This is a genomic window from Paraburkholderia sp. RL18-101-BIB-B (genome assembly GCF_046026985.1).
Classification (GTDB): domain Bacteria; phylum Pseudomonadota; class Gammaproteobacteria; order Burkholderiales; family Burkholderiaceae; genus Paraburkholderia.
The window spans coordinates 1-22,738 of sequence record NZ_JARESV010000053.1; the positions used below are offsets into that span (position 1 = coordinate 1).

The 22,738-nt window shown below is 58.4% G+C and carries 20 protein-coding genes and 2 pseudogenes; 16 read left to right on the forward strand and 6 right to left on the reverse strand.

Annotated elements, in window-relative coordinates; translation table 11 throughout:
- Nucleotides 1-151: 151 nt before the first annotated feature.
- From P0D73_RS39050 to P0D73_RS39060, 3 genes are all read left to right on the forward strand, one after another.
- A complete protein-coding gene (locus P0D73_RS39050; RefSeq protein WP_408181631.1) occupies nucleotides 152-430 on the forward strand; it encodes an HU family DNA-binding protein in 279 nt (92 codons plus the stop codon).
- A 201-nt stretch (nucleotides 431-631) separates the two neighbouring features.
- Nucleotides 632-838, forward strand: a complete 207-nt coding sequence (locus P0D73_RS39055; protein ID WP_408181629.1) for a hypothetical protein — start codon at nucleotides 632-634, stop codon at nucleotides 836-838.
- A gap of 187 nt (nucleotides 839-1,025) precedes the next feature.
- A complete protein-coding gene (locus P0D73_RS39060; protein WP_408181628.1) occupies nucleotides 1,026-1,466 on the forward strand; it encodes an SET domain-containing protein in 441 nt (146 codons plus the stop codon).
- 834 nt (nucleotides 1,467-2,300) lie between these two features.
- On the opposite strand, the gene P0D73_RS39065 is transcribed toward P0D73_RS39060, so the two are convergent.
- On the reverse strand, nucleotides 2,301-3,278 hold the full coding sequence (locus tag P0D73_RS39065; RefSeq protein WP_408287914.1) for a GlxA family transcriptional regulator: 978 nt from the start codon (nucleotides 3,276-3,278) through the stop codon (nucleotides 2,301-2,303).
- 149 nt (nucleotides 3,279-3,427) lie between these two features.
- Between P0D73_RS39065 and P0D73_RS39070 the strand changes: the two genes are divergently transcribed.
- Complete coding sequence (locus tag P0D73_RS39070; RefSeq protein WP_408181626.1) at nucleotides 3,428-4,246, forward strand: dienelactone hydrolase family protein; 819 nt, start codon at nucleotides 3,428-3,430, stop codon at nucleotides 4,244-4,246.
- 523 nt (nucleotides 4,247-4,769) lie between these two features.
- Here the strand turns inward: P0D73_RS39070 and P0D73_RS39075 are convergent.
- A pseudogene (locus tag P0D73_RS39075) lies at nucleotides 4,770-4,978 on the reverse strand (DJ-1/PfpI family protein); the annotation flags it as partial.
- A gap of 69 nt (nucleotides 4,979-5,047) precedes the next feature.
- On the opposite strand from P0D73_RS39075, the gene P0D73_RS39080 reads away from it, so the two are divergent.
- The 3 genes from P0D73_RS39080 (at nucleotide 5,048) to P0D73_RS39090 (ending at nucleotide 7,646) form a co-directional block, all read left to right on the forward strand.
- The gene (locus tag P0D73_RS39080; RefSeq protein WP_408319691.1) at nucleotides 5,048-5,203 is read left to right on the forward strand and encodes a catalase-related domain-containing protein; all 156 of its coding nucleotides are present in this window, start codon (nucleotides 5,048-5,050) and stop codon (nucleotides 5,201-5,203) included.
- Nucleotides 5,204-5,618: 415 nt separating this feature from the next.
- On the forward strand, nucleotides 5,619-6,437 hold the full coding sequence (locus P0D73_RS39085; RefSeq protein ID WP_408181623.1) for a formate/nitrite transporter family protein: 819 nt from the start codon (nucleotides 5,619-5,621) through the stop codon (nucleotides 6,435-6,437).
- 27 nt (nucleotides 6,438-6,464) lie between these two features.
- Nucleotides 6,465-7,646 carry a LysR family transcriptional regulator gene (locus tag P0D73_RS39090; protein ID WP_408181621.1) on the forward strand — a complete coding sequence of 394 codons (1,182 nt, stop codon included), beginning with the start codon at nucleotides 6,465-6,467 and terminating at the stop codon, nucleotides 7,644-7,646.
- On the opposite strand, the gene P0D73_RS39095 is transcribed toward P0D73_RS39090, so the two are convergent.
- Nucleotides 7,533-8,837 carry an Nramp family divalent metal transporter gene (locus tag P0D73_RS39095; RefSeq protein ID WP_408181620.1) on the reverse strand — a complete coding sequence of 435 codons (1,305 nt, stop codon included), beginning with the start codon at nucleotides 8,835-8,837 and terminating at the stop codon, nucleotides 7,533-7,535. The genes P0D73_RS39090 and P0D73_RS39095 overlap by 114 nt on opposite strands.
- Before the next feature lie 166 nt (nucleotides 8,838-9,003).
- On the reverse strand, nucleotides 9,004-10,260 hold the full coding sequence (locus P0D73_RS39100; RefSeq protein WP_408181618.1) for a cupin domain-containing protein: 1,257 nt from the start codon (nucleotides 10,258-10,260) through the stop codon (nucleotides 9,004-9,006).
- Nucleotides 10,261-10,584: 324 nt separating this feature from the next.
- Here P0D73_RS39100 and tatA point away from each other — a divergent pair, with 324 nt between their 5' ends.
- The 5 genes and pseudogenes from tatA (at nucleotide 10,585) to P0D73_RS39125 (ending at nucleotide 14,661) form a co-directional block, all read left to right on the forward strand.
- Nucleotides 10,585-10,812, forward strand: a complete 228-nt coding sequence (gene tatA, locus P0D73_RS39105) for a Sec-independent protein translocase subunit TatA (RefSeq protein WP_408181617.1) — start codon at nucleotides 10,585-10,587, stop codon at nucleotides 10,810-10,812.
- A 45-nt stretch (nucleotides 10,813-10,857) separates the two neighbouring features.
- Nucleotides 10,858-11,454 carry a Sec-independent protein translocase protein TatB gene (gene tatB, locus P0D73_RS39110; protein ID WP_408287932.1) on the forward strand — a complete coding sequence of 199 codons (597 nt, stop codon included), beginning with the start codon at nucleotides 10,858-10,860 and terminating at the stop codon, nucleotides 11,452-11,454.
- A 240-nt stretch (nucleotides 11,455-11,694) separates the two neighbouring features.
- Nucleotides 11,695-12,416: pseudogene (locus P0D73_RS39115) on the forward strand (IS6 family transposase).
- Between the two features lie 163 nt (nucleotides 12,417-12,579).
- Nucleotides 12,580-12,852, forward strand: a complete 273-nt coding sequence (locus P0D73_RS39120) for a hypothetical protein (RefSeq protein WP_132382040.1) — start codon at nucleotides 12,580-12,582, stop codon at nucleotides 12,850-12,852.
- Nucleotides 12,853-13,698: 846 nt separating this feature from the next.
- On the forward strand, nucleotides 13,699-14,661 hold the full coding sequence (locus P0D73_RS39125; protein WP_408319692.1) for an AraC-like ligand-binding domain-containing protein: 963 nt from the start codon (nucleotides 13,699-13,701) through the stop codon (nucleotides 14,659-14,661).
- 63 nt (nucleotides 14,662-14,724) lie between these two features.
- On the opposite strand, the gene P0D73_RS39130 is transcribed toward P0D73_RS39125, so the two are convergent.
- Nucleotides 14,725-16,146, reverse strand: a complete 1,422-nt coding sequence (locus tag P0D73_RS39130) for an amidase (protein WP_408181613.1) — start codon at nucleotides 16,144-16,146, stop codon at nucleotides 14,725-14,727.
- A gap of 379 nt (nucleotides 16,147-16,525) precedes the next feature.
- Nucleotides 16,526-16,717, reverse strand: coding sequence for a GTP-binding protein (locus P0D73_RS39135; protein WP_408181611.1), 192 nt, complete (start codon nucleotides 16,715-16,717; stop codon nucleotides 16,526-16,528).
- A gap of 691 nt (nucleotides 16,718-17,408) precedes the next feature.
- On the opposite strand from P0D73_RS39135, the gene P0D73_RS39140 reads away from it, so the two are divergent.
- The 4 genes from P0D73_RS39140 to P0D73_RS39155 are packed head-to-tail and all read left to right on the forward strand — an operon-like array spanning nucleotide 17,409 to nucleotide 22,070.
- The gene (locus P0D73_RS39140; protein ID WP_408287938.1) at nucleotides 17,409-18,638 is read left to right on the forward strand and encodes an urea ABC transporter substrate-binding protein; all 1,230 of its coding nucleotides are present in this window, start codon (nucleotides 17,409-17,411) and stop codon (nucleotides 18,636-18,638) included.
- Nucleotides 18,639-18,665: 27 nt separating this feature from the next.
- The gene (locus tag P0D73_RS39145; RefSeq protein WP_408181608.1) at nucleotides 18,666-19,541 is read left to right on the forward strand and encodes an ABC transporter permease subunit; all 876 of its coding nucleotides are present in this window, start codon (nucleotides 18,666-18,668) and stop codon (nucleotides 19,539-19,541) included.
- A 14-nt stretch (nucleotides 19,542-19,555) separates the two neighbouring features.
- Nucleotides 19,556-21,373, forward strand: coding sequence for an ATP-binding cassette domain-containing protein (locus P0D73_RS39150; protein ID WP_408319693.1), 1,818 nt, complete (start codon nucleotides 19,556-19,558; stop codon nucleotides 21,371-21,373).
- On the forward strand, nucleotides 21,363-22,070 hold the full coding sequence (locus tag P0D73_RS39155) for an ABC transporter ATP-binding protein (protein WP_408319695.1): 708 nt from the start codon (nucleotides 21,363-21,365) through the stop codon (nucleotides 22,068-22,070). The genes P0D73_RS39150 and P0D73_RS39155 overlap by 11 nt, the downstream gene beginning before the upstream one ends.
- Nucleotides 22,071-22,738 lie beyond the last annotated feature (668 nt).

Here is a 22,738-nt window from a genome sequence, read left to right on the forward strand (position 1 = left end):
AACCGTCGGGCATCGGGACACGACTCAGATAAGCGGCCGGCGACGCGCGGCCAGTCGGGTGATGCGAAGCCGGGACTGGCAGATATTGCCTAATGCCCCGGCGATCGGGTAGGGTGGGCGACATCTTCACAACCAGAACAGGGATAAAACCATGAACAAGCAGGAACTGGTGGATGCAGTTGCCGCGAAGACTGGAGACAGCAAGGCCGCGACCGGTGAGGCGATCGACGCGGTGATCGCGACCATTACCGGTGAGCTGACGAAAGGAAAGACGGTGCAACTGATCGGCTTTGGTTCGTTTTCGACCGGTGCGCGTGCCGCACGGGTCGGACGCAATCCGGCGACCGGTGCCGAGATCCAGATCGCTGCCGCCAAGACAGTCAAGTTCACCGCGGGCAAGGCGTTCAAGGACGCGGTGAACGGCGCCTGAAACCACAGCCAAGCCATCGGACGCGGCTGCGAACGGCCTCCTGGTCGGATCGCCGCGACCTGTACGGCGACAGTCGCGTCGGAACACCGTGCTCAGGCTGCCGGTCTGGACTCAGGGCGGCTGGCCCTGTCGCATTTGCTGCGGGTTAGTGCGTTGTATCTCGGCCCCTCGCTTTTGCTGCCTATCTATATCGATACTCGCATGGAAAAGAAACATTCCCGGACACGGCGGCAGACCTCGTGCCCGACTATCGGTGCGTTGCTACGCTACCGGACCCGCATCGTGCGCGTCATCGCGGAAGCGCGTGGGCAGCGCGCGATGATCGAATCGCTCGACACGGCGGGCCGGACATTCGTGAGTACGGTGAAGTGGGCCAGCCTGCGCGAACTTGGCGCCCAACTATTCTGAATCTTGCCTGAATCGCGGGGAATCTGACGATCAACCTTCGCTGTCGCGACTCGAACCCTGCCCACGCCCCTGGATAGAGTGCCGCGCGCCAGGAGCTGGCGGTTGCGGCAACAAATTTTTCTTCCATCAGTAGACGCGGAAATTGGCCGCTTCATACTTGCGCAAAGACCACCGTCAGGGCAATAGAATGCGACGCGTCATCGTTCGGAGATCGCTGGTTCACGGCAAAGGTGTATTTGCGATGCGTCCGCTCGCAGCGGGCGAGCGCGTGCTCGAATATAAGGGCGAAATCACAGCGTGGCGGGACGCGTTACGTCGACACCGGCGTGAAGGCGTCACGGGACACACCTTCCTGTTCGGTCTGTCGGATGGCCGGGTCATCGACGGCAGTCGCGGCGGTAACAGTGCGCGGTGGCTGAATCACGCCTGCGCGCCGAACTGCGAGACCGTCGAGGATCAAGGGCGGATTTTCATCTACGCGCTCCGGCCAGTCGACGCAGGCGAAGAGCTCTTCATCGACTATCTGCTGGCAATCGACGATGCCGAAGACGAAGAGGCTCGCGCTCAGTATGCATGTGCTTGTGCGTCTGCCAGGTGCCGTCGGTCGATGCTGGCTGTCGCCGCGTGATGGGGAGCTAGGCAGGGCGGTGGCGTGAGCGACCGCCTGTCTGGAAGACCACGACCACATAGGGCAGTTGCTTCTCGACTGATCGAATGCCCACGTCCAATCGACGCAGGGATTTTTCGAGGAAAATTAAGCCCGTGCAACCGTTACGCAACTCTTGTCCCCACGCAAGATGGTGAGTTCACTATCGTATCCGATGAGACTCGAGCTTCTGGTGTCGGCCAGTTTCTGGCATTCGATCGTGTCACGGGGCGGATGCTGGAACGGCGCTTCACGCCGGTCGGTGGCCGGTCGTCAATCTGCAGGTCTCCGTGGACCTCATACATTGCACTGGCTCAGCTGAGGAGGCCGGGCCGCCGCCAAGCAAAGTTCATTCTTGTGACTCGCGTGCAAGGACGACCGCTGCCTCGACGCCGCCTTCCGTGATTTCCTCCGCGCGGGCAGCGTCTGGCACAGCGCACGCCAGCTGAAGGGTGCCCACCATGAGAGCAAAGATGCGGTTGCCCGACGACCCGCCGCTTTCAAATCTGCGTCTGGGAGTAATGCGGTCAACGTCGCAACGAAGCTTCGCAATCCATTCTCATAGGTTTGCTGTATGGACAACGAGTGCCTACCGAGTTCAGGAAGCAAAGCTGCCGAAGGACACCAGAAGGTTCATGTCGGCCCAATCGAACCAGGCATGACAACGAAGTCACGAGCGCGACGTGGGCGATGTTCCTCCTAGTCCACGAGCGAGACGCAGTCTGTCGCCGAACTTTGCTCGAGTTGCGGAGACCGCGCTCGATTTGTCACCCAAATGGGCGAGACGATCTGATGAGAAAATTATTCTTGAGACGATCATTTTGGCAATACGGAGGGTCGGAATTGACGTGGTGTCGACCCGGTCAACTTACGCATCAGACGACGGAGTGCAGTGGTGTCTCCGTACCCTATCTCTTCAGCAATCTGTTCGATCGTAAGATTGCCCGCTTCAAGCAACATGCGTGCTCTACTAATGCGGACATGTTGAAGCAGCGCTGAAGTACTTCGACCGGTCGCAACCTTTACATGTCGAGAGAGAGTTCGACTCGACATGCACAATTCAGTCGCGAGCCTTTCGATGCTTGGGGGATTTCGTAGTCGCGCCTCATATAGCGATACTAGCTTTCCAACCAATTCATTGCCATTTGCCAATGCGGCCGGAACAATAAATTGCGCCTGAGACCCGCGACCATCAATCAGCAGATTTCGGGATACCGCTTCTGCGAGCGTCGGATTAAATCTGGTACGCAAAAGATAAAGCATGACGTCGATCTGCGCAAATGCAGCCCCGCCCGTTACAATATTTTTATCTACGACCAGCAACCTGTCACCGTCGACCGTACACGTTGGCGCCATTTGTTGAAGCAGACCAGCGAACCACCATGTGGTGGTCACCCGCCGGTGATCGAGTAAGCCTGCCGCACGTAATAAAAAAACCGCCGAACACGACGCCGCGACCTCGCCACCTGCTCTTACGTGCTCTTGCAATGCATTAATCGTTCGCTTGGCATCCGGTTCATCAAATCGAGTCGTGACTTCCGCGACTGTCTGCAAGTCCAAACCGGGAATAATCCACACCGAACCGTCGTGACTTAACTTCTTAGGCAGCGGCGTTGCGCCCACGCTCACACCATTGCTCAATCTGACGAGTTTCCGGGTGGAATATATCCGCCACTGCGGTACAGCACACCCAACCTTCTTTGCGCAAGCCGCCGCGGTCGAAAGGATATCAAGGGTCATCGCGACGCTTGACGCGGACGCTCCGCGCAGAACTATGACCGAGAAATCAAACATGGCTGATACCGCCTGATAAGTGTCTGAACGGACACTGCTAGTTTGCGGTTTCTGGCAGTCAAATACAACCCTTACTAGCGGGAAACGAGAGGTATGCGACGAGGGTCGTGCGCCTACCTTGTCGTTCCCACACTCAAGAGGAATCAGCCATGCAACCGAGAAATCTTAACGAATACGATCCTTTAAAGGACTTCCAGCCGCGAAAAATCACGCTACTGGACGACATCACCAAACTTGTCCATATTTCTGGCAAGGGCCCCGCAGTGATCGTGATCCCTGAAGTTCCGGGTATCAGCCCACATGTTGCGCGATTTGCCCGGTGGGTTCGAGATGCAGGCTTCACGGTCTACATGCCCTCTCTATACGGCAGGGATGGCGAACCTATCGACCTCGAAGTCGGACAGGCGATATTCAAGCGCCTATGCGTGAGCGCGGAATTCCGTGCATTCGGTGCTGGCGGTTCTAGTCCAGTTACAAAGTGGTTGAGGGCTTTGGCCAAGCTTGCCCACGAAGAATGCGGTGGTCCAGGTGTCGGCGCAATCGGAATGTGCTTTTCGGGAAACTTTGCTTTGTCGATGATGCTCGAACCGGCGATGCTCGCACCAGTGTTCTCGCAACCCGCGCTGCCACTTGACGACGACGCCGGACTGGAGATAGCTCCAGAAGAGCTGAAAGTAGTCAAGGCACGACTTGAAAAAGAAGATCTCACAGTTATGGCGTATCGCTTCGAAGGCGATCGCTTTTGTAAGTCCCAGAGATTCGCTGCATATGAAGAAGCGCTTGGAGATCGATTTATCGGGCGAGTGCTGCCCGACAGCGCTGCCAACAGAGACGTGCCCGAGTTCTTTGAAAAGGTAGTGCAAACACCCCACAACGTCGTCACTGTACATCTCATAGATCAAGAGGGGCAGCCGACGACAAAGGCGCGGGACGAAATTCTTGACTTTTTCAGGGCTCGACTCTCTTGAAGAAACCTTTGTGCGCCAGATTGCGCGACTGCTCTCCTGCGGTACGCTCGTCTGCTTCAAGTAATGGAGTCCTAATCGTAAGATCCCGGGCTTCGACTTTCGTCGCCCGGGATCTCCAGCGCGTCATGTGTGCGCGGGGGTAACTTCGAAGGCGCAGTGCTGCACAAGGCCGATCTCGTAAAAGCGCGTCTTTGGGAATCTAATCTAAGTGTGCGATCTACGGGAGGCAATGCTCTACGGTGGTATGCGTATCTGCCTCGCGTGCCGACCGAACTGCCGCAGCGTGCACCCAGATACCGATATCAGCAACCTGCTGCGATTCAACTTCGCGAAGCGGAACGATGTATCCGCGTCGGTTTGATCCAAGTGAAAATCACTCAATAGTTCGCCGCGGTTCGCGTTACTTCGCGCTTGCACTGGTGGATCGGCCCGAGCCGATCAAAGCTCCCCATTTCGGGGAGTTTTTTTCTCTCGTTCTCTGTGTGCATTACCGCACACACCGGGGCACCTACAGGCTGACACCGTACAGCGCGTCTTCGTCGATCGTAAGCGATGGATGCGCTCCGGCCGAAGCCTCGGAGGCGGCCCAATGAATCGTCACATGACGTCCGTCAAGCAGACCGTTGACGCGAGTATAAAGGCGCCCGTGCAGATGGAGCCGTATCGTCGGCTGCGAGTGGCAGTCGAGCGTAACCACGCCACAATGTCGGAGGGAAACGTGATCTGTCCAGCGGCATGCCGTCGTATTGGCCTAACAGCAATGCGGTCTGGACGGGTCAGCCGCAACTCAACGAACCGCCGTTGGAAATTGACGGCGCGGCGGCTCATTGGGACCATCGGGTCGATGACGATTACTACAAGCAGCCAGGCGATCTCTTCCGCAAGATGAATGCGGCCCAGCGCCAGACGCTCTTCGACAACACGGCGCGGGCGATGGGCGATGCAGGGATGAAGTGAGGCAGCGCCACAACGACAACTGCACCAGGGCCGATCCGGAGTATGGCGCGGGTGTCGCAGCTTCGCTTGCGCGCTTCGCCGTCGGAACGTTGTAGGACATACCACCAAGTCGATCTGGATTGCATCTTAAAGCGACAGTGCATGGCGCTGCCTGTAAGAAGTTTGTCGCTTTGCGTGCTCCCGGATTCGCTGAAGTGCTGCGTGGCGTCCCGCTCGTACGGGGCTCGGGGCGGGACCATCGGTGCTGACACGCCGGTGTACTCGTGTGACCGCATGGCTAGCGTGAAGATAACACGCTTGTAATCGCAGTGTCATGGGGCCGCCAGAGTGAGCGGCCGAGAATGGGGTACCCGGTGAGCGTGAAGCTTCCGGATAGCTACTCGATCCGGACGCGACTTATTTTTGTGGAGTAGTGATGTACGCAGATAGTATCGATAAATTCGCGAAGATCGGCGCGCACAAAGCGTCGGCTGTCGTGCGCTCGCCGCTTGCCTTTCTGATTGGCGCGGCGATGGCTGGTGCCTACATTGGCTTTGGCGACATCCTTATGTTTTCGGTCGGCTCGCATGTCAATCAGGCCTATACGCACTTGATCATGGGTGCAGTATTCGCCTGCGCGCTGACGATCGTTGTGTTCGCCGGTTCCGATCTGTTCACCGGCACGGCGATGTACATGCCGTTTGCGGTATTCCGCGGAGAAACCGGGGTCGGTGGCATGGTACTAGTGTGGGCGGTGTGCTGGATCGGCAATCTGATCGGCGCGGTGGTGCTCGCGGCGATTCTACACGCGGCCGGCGGGGGCGTGCTGTTGACTGACGGTTCGGAGGTGTTCTTCAAGGTGGTTGAAGCGAAGATGGCCGCCCCGGCGGTTCAGCTGTTCGCAAAGGGCCTCCTGTGCAACTGGCTCGTGTGCCTGGCGATCTGGATGGCAGCCCGGACCGATAGTGACGCGGCCAAGCTCGGGTTGATCTTCTGGCCCGTATTCGCGTTCGTTGCAAGCGGCTTCGAGCACAGCGTCGCGAACATGTTCGTGTTCGCGCTTGCGCTGATCAGCGAGCACCCGGCCAACATCACATTCGCCGGTGCCGTACACAACGAACTCTCCGTCACCCTGGGCAATCTCGCCGGCGGTGGGATTTTCATGGGTCTTGGCTATTGGCTCCAGGAAGGCGGCATTGGCCATGCGTCGAATGCACGCATTCCGGCTGCGGGCAACCGCGCCCGCACGAACTGATAACGCCTGAAACCTCCCGGATTTCTAATGGGCGTTTTTACGGTCCTGAAAGGAGACGCGCGGTCTTACATGAGAAATATAACGATTCGACAACTCAAGACTTTCGAAAGTGTGGCGCGCAACTTGAGTTTTTCCCGCGCGGCTGAGGACCTTCACCTGACCCAGCCGGCCGTGTCGATGCAGATCAAGCAGATGGAGGACCAGACTGGCTTGCCGCTGTTCCGCCACACCGGTAAGCGGATCTCGCTGACCGAAGCCGGCACGCTGATTCTACGTCATTGCCGGGTGATTCTTGCAGATCTGAAGACTGCCGAGCAATCACTGGCGGACCTCATGACAGGCGGCATCCAGCGTCTGCGAGTCGGATTGATCACCTCGGGCAGCTACTTCTTTCCGCATCTGATCAACTCGTTCATGCAACGCAACACCAGCGTCGATCTCGACATGACAGTGCGCAGTCGCGATCAACTCATCACCTTGCTGCGAAGCGATCAGATCGACCTCGCCGTGATGGTGCACGCGCCGGATGGCCCTGCCATCATAGCCGAGCCGTTTGCACCCAATCCCTTCGTGCTGGTGGCGGCACCGACACATCCGCTTGCTTGTGAAACCGACATCCCATATGCGCGCATCGCGCTCGAATGCCTGATCGTAAGGGAGAGTGGTACCGACACCCGCAACGCCGCCAACGACACATTCTGCCGACGCGAATCGGCACCGCGTTTTATGGAAATCGGCTGCGAAGAAGCGATCAAACAGTCGGTCATGGCCGGCATGGGCATCAGCTTTCTATCAACACAAGCGGTTCAGTCCGAAGTGCGCGCCGGTTTGCTCAAAGTGCTCGACGTGCAGGGTTTTCCGCTTAGACGCCAATGGTGTGTGGTCCATCGCGCGGACCGCCCCTTACCGCGGGCGGCGGACGACTTCCGGCAGTTTCTTCTTACCGAGGGCGGTACACGGCTTGAAGATTTCACGGGTATTGAGAGTGTGCATACGGGCATCGTTCTTCAGCGGCCTGACCACGCTGCTCTAGAAACAAGGACGACTGCCGCCAGTAGCGCCAGCCACGAAGTCGCGCTTCGCACTCGCGCGCTGTTACGCGACGACCGACTGCCAGACGAGCATCACGTTCAGGGCCAGAATCACGCCAGTGGCGAAGACGGCAGTGCCGATCAGCTTCCGGCACGCAGTGAATCGACCCATCACTGAGCGCCGCGATGACAGCACCACGAGCGCAATAAGCGGGACGGGCAGGATGATGCTGAGCACGATCTGGCTATCCACCATTGCGGTCATTGGATTGCACGTCATGCAGACAATGACGGCCGGCACCATCGTAATGAAGCGTCGTGCCAGCACCGGCGTCTTGAATCCGACAAAGCCCTGCATGATGTTTTGACCGGCCATCGTTCCCACCACCGAGCTGGAGATACCCGAAGCCAGCAGTGAAATGAGGAACAGTGCTGCCGCTCCGGCGCCAAGAACAGGTGTGAGCGTGTGATACGCCACCGTGATGTCGGAAATGCCTGGTGTCTTCTTGTTGAACACGGAAGCGGACATGGCCACCATTGCCAGGTTCACGAAGCCGGCAAAGCCCAGGGCGATCACCACTTCACGGTTCGAAAACCGCACCAGCTTGCGGCGCTGGTAGTTGTTACGAGCCGGTGCGCGGTTCTGCGTCAGACCCGAGTGCAGATAAATCGCGTGCGGCATGATGGTCGCGCCGACGATACCAACCGCGAGCATCAGGGCGTCGTTGCCCCGCAGATGCGGCACGAAGGTGTGAAAGATGGCGGCGTGCCAGTTTGGTGGTGCGATCACGAGCTCGCATAGATAGCTCAGACCGATGATGGCGATGAGCGCGGCAATGACGATTTCGAGCGGGCGGAAACCCTTTCTATCGAGCGACAGAATGCCGATAGTGATGATGCCGGTAATCAGCAGTCCCCACCCGATCGCCACATGAAACAGCAGCGAGATGCCCATCGCCGCCCCCATGAACTCTGCCAGATCGGTTGCCATCGCGGCAATCTCCGAACCGATCCACATCCCGATCACAAGCGGACGCGGAAATTCGTCGCGACATAGTTCCGCGAGACTACGGCCGGTCACAATACCGAGTTTGGCTGACATCGCCTGAAACAGCATCGCCACAAGGCTTGACAGCAGCACCACCCAAAGCAGCTCATAACCGTAGGTCGAGCCCGCCTGGATGTTGGTCGCGAAGTTGCCCGGGTCCATGTAGCCGACCGAGGCGATCACCCCAGGGCCGGCGAATGGCAGCAGCGCACGGATGCCATGTCGCCTGTTGTCGAGGACATCGCGCATCGCCGTGACGGTGTCGGTCGTTGATCTCCCGGACAGGGCGTAGTTAGCGGTGCGTTTAATTGCCATCAACATGGTGGGGGCCTTTTCAAAGTGCTACGTGGTGTCGATACGAGATGACTGCTTCTGCCCCGCAATCACGGGGGAACAGAATTGAATCCGGATTGGGGCGCCGTGAGTCCGCTTCAGATCGACCCTGCGTGCACGCGGCGCGCCACTGTCACCGCAGAACTGCTTGCGCTTACGCGAGCACGTCGCGACGGTCCTTCAGCTTGTGGATAACGTCGAGCGTGGCGTCATCGACGCGCAGGTGCTCACGCACCAGCTGGCGCGGCGTGTTCGCCAGCCACTGTGCCAGAGTCACTTCGGAGAAGTGGTCCGACTTGAAGATTTCCAGAAAAACGAGGTCGGTATTCCCGGTATTCTTGATGTAGTGCCCCAGGTTCTTCTCGACGTAGCCCACGTCGCCCGGATTGAAGTCGACCGTCTGAGCGGCCGGGCCCGTGTTAAACACCGTCATGCGGCCGGTACCCTGGATGAAGTACTGCCATTCATCCGCATCAGGGTGCCAGTGCATCTCGCGCAAACCGCCCGGACGGAGCGTCACCATCGCGGCCGCCACGGTCTTCGAAACCGGGAAGATACTGCTGTCGACGATGCGCACTTCACCGCCCGGCTGGGCCAGCGTCGGCGCCATGGAGCCCATGCGGAAGATGAACGGATGGTCTGGGCGGCCGTTCGGCGCCGCGGCGTAGGCCTGGTCGGCCGCGAGCGGACCGGCCTTGGCGCCCTGGTAAATCCACAGCTGCTCGAGCGGGATTTCCTTGAACTTCTCGGCCGGCACGCCGAAGTTCTGCGCCAGGATTTCCGGTGGCGTGTGCGCCATCCAGTCCGACACCATCAGCGTGTTGAATTCGCCCGATGAACCGTTGTCGAAAGCCAGCACGAATTCGCCGCCGTTGTTGCCCAAGCCTTGCAGCGAATGCGGCAGACCCGGCGGGAAGTACCAGATGTCGCCGGTTTGTACATCGGCGACTTCAGCGCGACCCTTGGTGTCGATAGTCGTGATACGAACCTCGCCGCTGACCATGATCGCCCACTCGGCCTGTTGGTGCCAGTGCAGTTCGCGCACACCGCCGGGTCCGAGGCGCATGTTCACGCCCGCGATGTCCTTCGACACCGGAAACGCCTTCGTTGTCACTTCGCGTGCCCAGCCACCCGCCTGTATGCGCTTGTGCGCCTCATTGAAGGATGCCCATGGAATCGGCATTCCGCCGACATCCGTCGGCGGCGGGTTGTTGAACGACGGCAAAACATCGCGCAGTTGTGGATTCTGCGGGCCGGGCTCGGAAATCGCAGCGGGCGTCGAGTTGATACCTCCCTGCAAAGGACGGTCCGGGTTGCCGAATTCGGCTGCCTTGGCGGCGGCCGTTGCACCGAGTGCCACGGCACCTGCGGCCGCACCGGCTAGTACACTGCGACGTTTCAGGTCAGTCATGGTTGCTCTCTCATAAGTATTCCTATTGAAGAATCCACGGTGGTCAGGATGAACTCCTGTACGACACAGATGTGGGCACGATCCGGTCTGGCTTGTGCTGCAGTGAGTCGTCGCTCAATCTGGAGGGCTCCCTGCAGAATCGGAAGATCGCCATCCGCTCCGTGCGACGAATATTAGAAACGTGCGGCGCAAATGAACAATCAAGATTTCTTTGAAAAAACCATAAGAGCATCTGATACACGCCACATGCAAATGGCACTACGATGAGCGCAAGACGTGGGATTGATTGCTGTTAAGTCCATTACATATGAAAGGAGTTTGATCTTGGGTAGCCTTAGCATTACGCACTGGCTGATCGTTCTGGCAATCGTTGCGCTAGTTTTCGGCACGAAGAAGATCCGCAATCTCGGCTCGGACCTCGGCGGAGCGATCAAGGGTTTCAAGGAAGGCATGCAGGAAATCGAACCGGTTATCGCAGACGGCCCCGGGAAGGAGGCGCCGGTGGCCGCCCACATCGACGTGCGGGATCCCCCTGCCGTCTCGCAACAATGACCCGTGCATTGATTGAATTCGCAACAGTCTGGAGGAGCAGTTGCCATGTTTGACATCGACATTTCCAAAATGGCCGTCATCGGCACGGTCGCACTGGTTGTGCTCGGTCCGGAACGACTTCCCCGTGTCGCGCGCACTGCCGGCGCGTTACTGGGGCGCGCGCAACGTTACCTGAATGGCGTGCGGGCGGAAGTAGATCAGCAGATCCGGATCGACGAATTGCGCAAGATGAAGGAAGGTATAGAACTGGCGGTGACCAATGTGCAGGGTACTGTCGACCGTGCCGTGCGCCAACATGCTGGTGAACTGCAAGCTGGCGTCGATGCGACGGCGGCAAGCTTGAAAGAAGTGTTGCCAACCGCCTACCTGCCCTCCGTCCACGACGGTACGGACGATTTGCAGGCGGAACTATTCAAGGTTCGACCCGCGAAGTTGCCGATGTCGGGGCAGTTCGAAGCCTCAATTCACGCGCCTCGCCCGGATGCTGTTTCGTCCATGGCACCAGCATTTTCTAGCCAGCAAGCGCGGGCGAGGTGGCGCGGTTCGGCATCAGGCGGTCGAGGCGCCGCTGTCAAGCGCACCCGAGTTGTCTCGATGGCCGCCAGCAAGGCGCTGGGACGGAATGGTGGACGCCTCGCGTGAAGCTCTTTGGCTAGTTATGCAGCCTCTCAAGCACTGATATAGGCTCCCTATAAGTCGCGGCACTAGATGCACGCAGGGGCGGATTCAACCGGTGGATGCAATAGTTTGCTGGATCGCTCGGCTGGCGTTTCGTAGTCCAGGTACTTTCTCAACGCGGGTAGGAGGGCTCTGGTGCAAATACGGAGGCCGATGGGTTAGGCTCAGGGTTTTGACGCACGCAGGGCAAACAGAATGAGTAAGCTGAGGAACATTGACAAGCTGTTCGAAGGTCGGCACTTCGATCGCGAAGTCATCGTCTTGTGCGTTCGTTGGTACCTGCGCTAACAGCTGAGCCTGCGCGAGATGATGTCCGAGCGTGGCCTTTCTCTGGCGCACACGACGATCATGCGCTGGGTCAAGCGGTTCACGCCGGAGTTCGTCAAGCGCTGGAACCGTTTTGCTACGGCAGCCGGCCGGTCGTGGCGAGTCGACGAAACTTAGGTGAAGATCCGTGGCAAGTGGGTTTATCTTTACCGAGCGGTTGACCGGGCCGGCAAGACGGTTGACTTCCGGCTCAGCGCCAGGCGCGATGTCGCTGCTGCCAGAGCCTTTTTTCGCGAAAGCGATCAGGAGTCAAGGGCTCGCTCCCAAGACAATCACGCTGGACGGCTACGCGGCGTCGCATCGCGCAGTGCGCGAAATGACGATCGATAAATTGCGGCCTGAAAGCACAACGTTGCGATCGTCGAAGTACTTGAATAACCTGATCGAACAGGATCATCGCAACCTCAAAGCGCGGCTGAACGTGATGCTCGGCTTTAAACGCTTCAGGACTGCGGCAACCTCCATTTCCGGCAGCAACCTCCATTTCCGGCATCGAGTTGATGCATCGCATTCGCAAAGGCCAATTCAAGCTGATGAAGCTGCACCTCAAAGATACCACTGCGCCCTCAGTGTGGACGGCGGTCCTTTCAGCTCGCTGAGATGACGAACAGCCGGGTGGCCTCGCGCTCGCCTGCGCTATTTGCACCACAACCCCCCGACGAACCAAGGCGCCTGCTCTCTCAGGCACTTTGCTTTTCAGCGCCAGGTCGCGGAACGCCTCATTTGCGCTAGACTGGCTTAAGCAACCGGAGGGAGACCTGGATGATACGCAAGACGCTCAATGCCTCGCAGCTTCAGCAGGAGGTCAACCGACGAATCCATCGACTGCAGGAAATCGTCGAGGATGGCGTGAAGATTCGTGTGCCGCGGCCGCAGATGCAGGAGCCTGACAAGACAGGCTGCAACTGGAACATGACCCACTTCGGCAACGCGGTCGGCTTCGAGCGCGACATCGAGGGCGTGCTCAAGGCTGTGCGTGCGGAATACAACCTTAGTACCGAAGTGAAAGACACCGGCAACCCGTTTGGGGACTAACTGGCTGTTGAAATACCATTTCATCAATGCATGCTATCCGGAAACCACAACCCGGACTGCTCTTAGAACTTTTGCTATCAGACGCTGCGACCGACGTCGAGGTCGTTACGCGAGAACTCGGCCTGATAAACGAGATGTTCCAACGGCTTCGACGTGCACTCGCCAGGGTCGCTTGCGCGCAATCGCTTTTGGCATCAATGAGGGATGGGGACCGCGGAGATGAGCGACGACGAGACGGCGGAGTGCGCCGGGGCGGGAAGCGACAGATGTGGATGTGACAGTTGGCGATACGGGTCGCTGTGGAAATGGCTGGCAAGGGCGTGGCCGGACGAGTATCCGGCTGGGGCGGTGAGGGGTTCCCTAAAATTTTAGAAACGTAACCTTCGAAGGACTCCCTCAGTTGAAAGAATGTTACTCCGGAGCATTGACGGGAAGCTTGTTGCTGAACCTTTCCATCCCGTGCCATTCAAGCATTCCTGCTTGCCATTGCGTCCTCGTTTGTCTGCGAGAAGAGCGGCGCTGCCATCACCCGACGGGCGGAGTCCACGAACGGACCCACCTCGTACCGGCGTGACGGCGGGAAGAGCCCCTACTTGCTAAGGAGACTCTTTTTCAGGGTTCCAGAGAACCTCCTTACACCCAATCAAACTCCTAATCCTTGCGCGCTGATATTTGGCGTTCTATGGTCGGCGAATGCTGATAGTTCCACCGCATAAAACGCAGGAGAATGACGCAGTGCAACAAACACTGGGCACACACGCCCATTGCCTTGCCGGCTCCGGGGCGACTTACCTTTCCGAGACTGGCTGCAAGGACCATCGCTAACGTGCCGCTATCGGAACTGCAATGCAATATTTGTTCTCAACATCTTCAGTCGCGGCTCCTGAACGTTTCGACTACTGGCGGGACGTGGTTTGCAGTCACTGCATTCCCGCGACGAGCGACTCGCAATTTAGAGCTCAATTCGACGCTGAGATTATCGGCCGCTCACTCGGCGCCCTGGATGTGGCAAAGATGACCGGCCCGGAACACGAATGGGTTCGGGATTTCACTAATATCCGGTCCGGTCCTGAAAACAATCTCTGGCTTTCCTTTCTCGAGAATGGCATCGGCTACCTGGAGCAAAACGGCCGACGGGTTGTCCAAAACGCGGGTGACGTGCTGCTGTACGATGCAGCGCGCCCATTCAGTTACACCATTTCGCCAGAGTCCTTCTTCATCGTCAGAATCCCGCGCGATTTGCTCCTTCGTCGCACCGCGAGCGCCGAGCACGTAGTCGCCACCTCGTTAGGACCTGGCACGGGATTCAGAGCCGTACTCGGCGCGATGATTAAGGAGGCGTGCGAATCGCGGGAACTCAGCCAGTCGACGCATGCTGGGTCGCGGATTGCTGGCGCAATACTGGACCTCGTAAGTGCAATCATCGACATCCACTCCGGGGAAGCGCCTGTCACGTCCTCGCAAGCCGCCTTGTATCGAAAAGCGCTCGCGTTCATTGAAGACAACATCGAGTACGCAGGCCTCGACGTCAATTACATTGCTTCGTCAATGCACGTTTCAACGCGAACATTGGCGCGTGCATTCGCGGGACAGGCTACGACTCCCATGAAGTCCATCTGGCAAAAGCGGCTCGCGGCGAGCTACTGTGCACTTCGGGAAGGCTCGGTCAAAAATGTTACGGACGCCGCGATGACGTTTGGCTTTTGTGACGTATCCCACTTCAGCCGCTCGTTCAAAAAGAGCTACGGCGTTACGCCTCAGAGCGTATTGCTTCGGAACAGGGAGCCGGTTGACTGTTCCGAAGGCTGAATAGCGTGTGCGGACACCACGTACAGCAACGCCGCATCTCGTTGATGACGCGGCGTTTTCTTTTCAATAAGAAGCCAGGTTGGGGCTCTTCGTATGAAAGTCAGTTGCGGACTGGAACGCATGACCCACAGAGAACAGTTTCGACTCTGAGAAGGGCGCACCAATAATCTGCATGCCGACCGGCAGTCCGCTGGAATCGAATCCACATGGCACGTTGAGAGAGGGAAGGCCCGTCAGGCTCGGTACTCCCGTGAACTGCATGATTGCCGAGAGCATATCCTCTTCCACCCCGTTCTCAATCACGACGGTTGTCGCGCCCAAGGCTGTGGCGGTAAAAGGCAACGTTGGACACACGAAGACGTCGACCTCCTTGAATGCCTCGATGAATTCCGCGCGCAGCACCGACCTGTAGCGCTGTGCCTGAAGATAGTGCGTGGCTAGAAGCATCTCCCCGACCTCTAACAACGTCCGTACGTCATCGCCGTAGTCGCCCGGCCTTTCACGTAACGATTTCTGGTGATAGGTGCTCGGCTCGGCAGATTCGATGGTGAGCTGCGCGGAGATATTGCCTTCGATGTGATTGATGTCGACTTCGACGAGCTGGGCCCCTAGACCTTCGAACGTCCGCAGCGCCTGTTCTACGGCCCGCTTCACGTCGGCCTGAAGGTGAGAGAAGAAGTAGCGAGGCACCACGCCGATTCGCAGCCCCCTGACACCCGAATTCAGTCGGGAAAGATAGTCATCCACAGGGACCGGCGCGGTGGCCGGGTCGGTTGGGTCGGGGCCCGCAATCGCGTTGAACATCAACGCACAATCCTCGACGGTTCGAGTCATTGGCCCCGCGGTGTCCATGGACCATGCGAGAGGGACAATCCCGGAGTTGCTGACTCTTCCGTAGGTGGGTCGCAGGCCGACCACCCCGTTAATCGCTGACGGTAGTCGGATGGAACCGCCCGTGTCTGTGCCCAGTGCGCCAAAGCACAGGCCTGCGGCCACGGCAGCGCCTGAACCACCGCTCGACCCGGCGGGAAATTTGCTGGTATCCCAAGGATTGCGGACGTGACCGTAGTGGGGATTTGCGGAAGTGCCACCCCAAGCGAATTCGTGCATGTTCGTTTTTCCAACGAACACCGACCCAGCCTGTTTAAGCTTCGCTATTACCGTCGCGTCTTTGTCGGGATACCAATTTCCTAACACCTTGCTGCCGGCGGTAGTCCTCTGCCCCTGGATGCCTACGTTGTCCTTGATTCCCAACGGGATGCCATGGAGCGGTCCGAGGTCATAGCCAGCGGACAACAACAGTTCGGCAGCGGTCGCCGCCTTTTTCGCCGTTTCTTCGGTGACGGAAATGAATGCACGCAAGGTGCTGTTATGTCGCTCGATTTCTTGAAGCGATGCGTTCAACAGGTCTGTCGGGCTGACTTCGCCGCTTCGAACAAGCTTAGCGGCGGTTGCAATCGATAACCTGGCGAGTTCACTGCTCATGCGACACCTCACCATGAACCACCGTCTGGAGGAAGCCCGTGATTGGTGACACCTGCGCGAACTCAAGCGCACTCAACTTCGCCGACAAGGCATTTGCGTCCTTCAACCACACCTCGAGAACCTGTCTAATTGCTGCTACGCGACCGTCTTCGAGTGGCAGATTTGAGTGTTCAGCTGTGGTCCTGACCAGCTGCTCCACACTCGAGTTGGGCATCATATTTCTCCTTCGTTGACGACGTCCTGAGCGTACCTTGCCGAATTGCCAATAGCTTGTGCGAGCGCGCCATCGTGATGGAACAGCAAAGTCACGGCATTGCGCCGGCTGCCAACAGGTGAGGTCTTTTGTGGGGAGCATGGGCAGAAAGAACCCCCGCGATTATCAGCATCGATGCCTGACCCGTTCCTGCAGCGCCGGTGTCAGTGCGGATTGAACGAGGCAGCTCCCGAGCGCCTCTTTGAGTTCCGGCGCGCGCGAGCGACGCCCGATGAAGACCATGCGGGAGACGCGCTCCTGCTGATTCCAAGGCTGCCCCGCATCTGGGCGCACCACCATATGAACGCCTTGAAGCACGACTTTTCTCTCAAAGCTAGCATATGAAAGCGCAGTGGTAACGCATCACGTCGGCGCGGTGCGTCTGAAATTGGTGCCGTTCCAGGCCGGATTCTGCTTTCAAGGGTGTGAACAAGGACGTCCCACGCCTCCGGGTCAATGGTGCTTTCTCCGTAAGAATTTCTTCGGTGGACCCGCAATGCGGCATCGGACCCTTGTCCGGGAATCTTCGATTTTCGCGTTCATGCCAGTCCTTACAGGTGAGTCCATGTAACCCTGGTATTCGCCGCCGTCAGGCCGGTTTGACTGCGGGACGCCTGGTCATTGTCTTAAACGGACAGCCACCTGCCGCGTGACGTGAAGTGTGGGAACGCCAGTCATCGGGTCCGTTCGATTCATCAGCAATCACCCTGATATGGCGTACCGGGACTATCCGGTTGTCCGTGGTATGCAAGCGAGCCCAGGTGCCGGCCTGTTACTGTCACAAACACCACATCCTTCCGCAGTGGACCCGTGCAGACCATCTTCAAAACAAGCAGAGAACGGGCTGTCGCGTTGCTGCTGCCGTAAGGCAACGTGGCATATGCCACGGCGCGCCTCACAACGTACGGGCATCCATTGCTGCAACAATGTAACTCGTGTCGCCCGGCTTGCCTCGTCGATTTCGGGACGCACTCGGCTTCGAACAGCCCTTTACTCTCGCGGAGATTCTATGAATCGAGCATTTCGCTGGCTTGCTTTATGTTGCCTGGCATTCTCAACGCAGTACCCCGCGATAGCCGCGGACAAGGAGCCGATTGTTGTCGGCAGCGTGCTTGATGAGACTGGTGCGCTCAACGTGTACGGTAAGGCGATGGCAGATGCTACGAAGCTTGCCGTCAAGTCCATCAATGACGCCGGGGGGGTGCTGGGACGTCCGCTCAAGCTCGTTACCTACGATGCCCAGTCAGATAACGCGAAGTACACAAGCTATGCGAACCAGCTCGCGCTCCGAGACCATGCATCCGTCATCATGGGCGGCATCACCAGTGCTTCGCGCGAGGCCGTCCGCCCCGTAGCGGACCGCAACAAGACACTGTATTTCTACAACGAGCAGTATGAAGGAGGCGTTTGCGACAAAAACGTCTTCCTCACCGGCATTGTTCCCTCTCAACAAATCCCGCCGCTTGTCGACTGGGCGACTAAGAACGGAAAGAAGAAGTTTTACGTTCTGGCAGCCGACTACAACTACGGCCATATCTCGACGGACTGGGTGAAGCAGTATGTGACAAAAGCTGGCGGTAGTGTCGTCGGCGCCGAATTCATTCCGCTTGATGTCAGCGAGTTCGGCTCGGTCATCTCGAAACTGCAGGAGGCGAAACCTGACGTGGTGCTCTCTCTTCTGGTTGGTGGCAACCACATCGCTTTTTATCGACAGTTTGCGTCCGCAGGCCTGTCGAGCCGTATGCAGATTGTCTCCGCGACGTTCGGACTGGGAAACGAACAGGTGGTCCTGGGTCCCAAGGAAGCGAGCGGCATCGTCGTCGCCTTTCCCTACTTTCAAGAGGGCTCTTCTGAAGGCAGCAGGAAGTTCCGCGAGGCGTGGGCGAAGGCTTACGGAGCCAACTACCCCTACATCACAGACAGCGCTGTAGCCGTCTGGAACGGTTGGCACCTGTGGGCCTTGGCTGTCGAGAAGGCAGGCAGCACAGACCGCGAGAAGGTCATTAAGGCGCTTGAAAGTGGTGTCAGCTTCGACGGTCCTTCAGGCAAGGTCACAGTAGACGGTCCGACACACCATGTGGTTCAGAACGTCCACATTGCGCGCGCTGACGATAAGCATGGGTTCACGGTTATTGGCGAGGAGAAATCTGTTCCGCCGAGCTATGAACGAACCGTGTGCGACCTTGTTGCACGACCCAATACCGCAAAGCAGTTCACGCCTTCGGCTAAAGCCAACTAGACGACGTACTGTAACGGACGAATAGACATGGAAGCCTCAAGCCTAGGTTGGTTCATCAATATGGCTGTGTCCGTCGGACTCAGCATCGCAATTCTCGTGTTGGTCTCGCTCGGGCTATCAGTGCTCTTCGGCATGATGGGGATTATCAACCTGGCCCATGGAGAGTTTCTGATGTTTGGCGCGTTCGGAACGCTTGCCGGTGTCAGGGGTGGCCTTCCTCTGCCCGTTGCAATGTTGGTTTCGACGCTCGCCGTTGCGGCCTTCGGCTGGGTAGTCGAACGGGCATTGATTCGATTCCTGTATGGCCGCCTGATGGACAGCATGCTGGCGACGTGGGGACTCAGTCTCATCATGTCGCAAGGCGCAGTCTTCGTATTTGGCGCCACGACGCAAGGAATTGCCACTCCGGGTGGAAGCATCCACCTCGGCGAGTACTCCGTCTCCGCCTATTCCGTCATTCTTATTCTGGCCGCGCTCGCACTCCTCGCATTCGTCTATGCGGTGTTCACGCGTACGAAGTACGGCGTCATGGCACGGGCTGCAGTTCAGAGACCCCAGATGGCGTCGGCCGTCGGCATCGACCCGCGACGCATCAACTCTTTAACGTTCATGTTCGGTGCAGCGCTTGCGGGCGCGGCTGGCGCATTGCTTGCCCCGATGGTAGGCGTGATGCCAACGATGGGAGAGGCATATATCGCTCGTGCGTTCATGACGGTGGTTGTGGGTGGCTCCGGCGTGCTGACCGGCGCCGCCGCGGCTTCTGCGCTGCTTGGCGGAGTCGAGAACGTGGTGTCATACCTGTTTACCCCGTTCCTCGGACAAGCGGCTCTGCTGGTCCTGGCCATTTGCCTTGTACGCGTGCTGCCGACTGGTATCTCGGGTCGTCTGCGGCGCAAACTCTGAATGAGACGCTGACCATGATTCCATCAAACCGTGCCTTGAAATTGCGCCTCATCGGTTGCGCAGTCGTCGCGCTGCTCGCTCTCGCGCTTGGATTTGCGATGCCGGAATTCGCGACCTTACAAGCGACGAACTGGGCACTATTCGGGCTGCTTGCAGCCAGCCTTACGCTGGTCTGGGGGCATGGTGGCATATTCAGCTTCGGACAAGGCGCCTTCTTCGGAATCGGCGCCTATGCGTACAGCGTCGCAGCCATCAACATCTTGCCCGCTACCAATGAGACTGTATCTTCGGTCGTCGTTGCAGCACTCGCGACTGCGGCGCTGGCGGCCTTGGTTGGATACTTCATCTTCTATGGCAACGTCGGCGACGTCTACGTCGGAATCATCACGCTCGCGATGACCCTCGTGCTTTTCACCGTTCTGTCGAGCACGGCTGACCCCAAATACCATATTGGAGAGGCTCAACTCGGCGGCTACAACGGAATCTCGGGCGTCCCACCCATCACCTTGCCCCTCGGGGAATCCGGGAGCGCCCTGACAGTCGTTCAGTCGTACTCCACCGTGATTCTGGTTTGCGCATTGATTGTTGCAGGCCTGTACGTTCTCCTTCATTGCCCGTTTGGCCGTGTTCTTACCGCTCTCACGCAGAACGAGTTGCGCACTCAACTTCTGGCCTTCGATGTCCGGCTCCGTAAGCTTGTAGTGTTCACGATTGGCGGAGCGATTGCCGGTATCGCGGGTGCCTTCTACGCCGCATGGGCTATGTTCATAAGCCCGGTGGTCTTCGGACTGGCATTGGCAGCGCAGGTGGTGATTTGGGTCCTGGTTGGCGGTCGGGTGTCATTCGCTGGAGCCTTCATTGGAACCTTGCTCGTACAGTCGCTGTCCTTCGCGCTGGGCGGTGGTGCTGGAGACGCAACACCCATCGTCCTTGGCGTCGTGCTCATCGCGGTCGTTCTTTTCTTGCCGTCTGGAATCGTTCCGGCCTCAGCCAAACTCCTGGTCGCAAAACGGAAATCGGGTTCGGCTGGCGCAGCGGCCGCCAATGTTCCACTGCCTGAGGAACAGGGATTTGCAGAGCTGCCTTTTCGCAGCGAGTCCAGCGGCGCCGCACTCAGCGCCACTGGACTGGAAAAGCGCTTTGGCGGCGTTCGAGCTGTGCAGAAGGCAACAGTCAACTTCGGTCAGAAGGGCGTTCATTGTCTAATTGGCCCGAACGGCGCGGGCAAGAGCACGTTCTTCAACCTTCTTGTCGGCCGCTTTCCTCCGAATCGCGGCGCCATCGAACTTGACGGTCGACCGATTACCCATATGAAGTCACACGACCGGGTGAGGAACGGGCTAGGAATCAAGCTGCAGGTGGCCAGCATCTTCACTGAACTGTCGGTACGCGAGAACCTTTGGCTAGCCGCGTATGGGCGTCGACGAGACAAGGCAGCGGCCGACCTTCGCTCCGCGGAAATGTTGGGCTGGCTGGCACTCGCGCACCGGGCGGATGACATTGCGGGGTCGCTGTCCCATGGGCAGAAGCAGTGGCTGGAGATTGGCATGGTCATCGCTGCTGAACCCTCGGTGGTACTGCTCGATGAGCCAACAGCTGGAATGACCAGGGAGGAGACTGCCCGCATGGCTGCGATGGTGCGCCTGCTCGGACAGAGTGTGTCGGTCATCGTCGTCGAGCATGACATGGAATTTGTGCGGGCGCTGGACGTTCCCGTCACCGTCTTCCACCAGGGAAACGTCTTCGCATCCGGGTCGCTTGAAGAACTGCGACGCGACGAGCGGATTCTCGACATCTATCTGGGGCGACAAGGACATGGGCATGTCGCTTGAACTGAAGAACCTTCGCGCCGGCTACGGTCAAACGCCTGTGTTGCACGGTCTCGACCTGGAGCTGGAGCAGGGGCAGATGATTTCCATCCTTGGGCGAAACGGAGTCGGAAAAACGACGCTTTTGCGTGCCATCGTTGGAGCCATCCCGGTGCAGCAAGGCGAGATTCACTTCGATGGCTCGTCGATACGAGACATGCCAATGCACAAGCGTGCCCACCGGGGAATTGCATACGTTCCCCAGGGCCGCGACATCTTTCCATCCTTGTCGGTGCTCGACAACCTGAAAGCGGCGGCGTTCGGCACGAAGCGCAGCGACTGGCGCGAAGCGGTTGACGGGCTGCTTTCCGAATTTCCGATGCTTCGCGAAAAAGCCGACGAGCGCGGGGATTCGCTAAGTGGCGGCCAGCAACAGATTCTGGCTCTGGCACGGGCACTCATCACACGCCCAACGTTGTTGCTTCTCGACGAGCCATCCGAAGGGATACAACCCTCAATCGTTGACCAGATAGCTGCGACTGTCCGGAAAATCAATGAACGTGAGGGCATCGCGGTCATTGTGGTCGAACAGAATCTGGAGTTTGTTGCCCGCATGGGCGCGCATTGCCGACTGGTTGACAAAGGTCGTGTTGTCTTCGAATGTGAGCCGGAACAGATAATCAACGATGCCGACCTACAGCGGCAGTACCTGGGAGTTTGACCATGTATGCTACGCGGAGACACCAGCTACGAATCTGAAGTTAAAGAATTTCGCTGGAACATTCCCGAAAAGTACAACATTGGGGTGGCTGTGTGCAATAAGTGGGCGGCGCTCGACCCGGAGCAGCTGGCGCTGATTCACGAGCACGGCAACGGGCACATCACTCGCGTCTCCTTCGGCGAACTCCGGCGGAGAAGCAATCAGACAGCGAACTGCCTGCGAAAGCGCGGTGTCACGCAAGGAAGTCGCGTTTTCCGTTCCGCTCTTCGCATTGTTTGGAGAGGAAGCGTTGGAGTACCGCCTGCGCGATAGCGGAGCCAGCGTGCTCGTCACCGATACCGGGGGAGCAAGAAAAATTGCCGCCCCCAGGCAGAAGTTGCCAGCACTCGTGGCCGTCTTGGTTCATGCCAGATGCTTGATCGCGTTAAGGACCGCCGAAAGGTTCAGCCCATCAATCCGTTTGCGACGCAATCAACTTGACGTCACGGAACGGCTCTCGTTGCATGTGGGCAGGCATAGAAACAAAAAAGCCCCTCAGACTTCCATCGCGAGGGGCTTCCTCTCCGGCGGTCCGGTTTAGACCGCGGCGTCCTTCAGCTTCTTCAGCGGGCGAACTTTCAGACGCACTGGAGCCAAGGCTGTCGGCAAAGGGGGCACTGCCGCGGTCA

Coding starts and splice junctions, on each gene's coding strand:
- P0D73_RS39090 (WP_408181621.1), top strand. CDS start 6,465: ATGGGCGTTTTTACGGTCCTGAAAGGAGACGCGCGGTCTTACATGAGA.
- P0D73_RS39155 (WP_408319695.1), top strand. CDS start 21,363: ATGTCGCTTGAACTGAAGAACCTTCGCGCCGGCTACGGTCAAACGCCT.
- tatB (WP_408287932.1), top strand. CDS start 10,858: ATGTTTGACATCGACATTTCCAAAATGGCCGTCATCGGCACGGTCGCA.
- P0D73_RS39050 (WP_408181631.1), top strand. CDS start 152: ATGAACAAGCAGGAACTGGTGGATGCAGTTGCCGCGAAGACTGGAGAC.
- P0D73_RS39130 (WP_408181613.1), bottom strand. CDS start 16,146: ATGAGCAGTGAACTCGCCAGGTTATCGATTGCAACCGCCGCTAAGCTT.
- P0D73_RS39060 (WP_408181628.1), top strand. CDS start 1,026: ATGCGACGCGTCATCGTTCGGAGATCGCTGGTTCACGGCAAAGGTGTA.
- P0D73_RS39120 (WP_132382040.1), top strand. CDS start 12,580: ATGATACGCAAGACGCTCAATGCCTCGCAGCTTCAGCAGGAGGTCAAC.
- P0D73_RS39095 (WP_408181620.1), bottom strand. CDS start 8,837: ATGTTGATGGCAATTAAACGCACCGCTAACTACGCCCTGTCCGGGAGA.
- P0D73_RS39145 (WP_408181608.1), top strand. CDS start 18,666: ATGGAAGCCTCAAGCCTAGGTTGGTTCATCAATATGGCTGTGTCCGTC.
- P0D73_RS39100 (WP_408181618.1), bottom strand. CDS start 10,260: ATGACTGACCTGAAACGTCGCAGTGTACTAGCCGGTGCGGCCGCAGGT.
- P0D73_RS39125 (WP_408319692.1), top strand. CDS start 13,699: ATGCAATATTTGTTCTCAACATCTTCAGTCGCGGCTCCTGAACGTTTC.
- P0D73_RS39065 (WP_408287914.1), bottom strand. CDS start 3,278: ATGTTTGATTTCTCGGTCATAGTTCTGCGCGGAGCGTCCGCGTCAAGC.
- P0D73_RS39085 (WP_408181623.1), top strand. CDS start 5,619: ATGTACGCAGATAGTATCGATAAATTCGCGAAGATCGGCGCGCACAAA.
- P0D73_RS39055 (WP_408181629.1), top strand. CDS start 632: ATGGAAAAGAAACATTCCCGGACACGGCGGCAGACCTCGTGCCCGACT.
- P0D73_RS39070 (WP_408181626.1), top strand. CDS start 3,428: ATGCAACCGAGAAATCTTAACGAATACGATCCTTTAAAGGACTTCCAG.
- P0D73_RS39150 (WP_408319693.1), top strand. CDS start 19,556: ATGATTCCATCAAACCGTGCCTTGAAATTGCGCCTCATCGGTTGCGCA.
- P0D73_RS39140 (WP_408287938.1), top strand. CDS start 17,409: ATGAATCGAGCATTTCGCTGGCTTGCTTTATGTTGCCTGGCATTCTCA.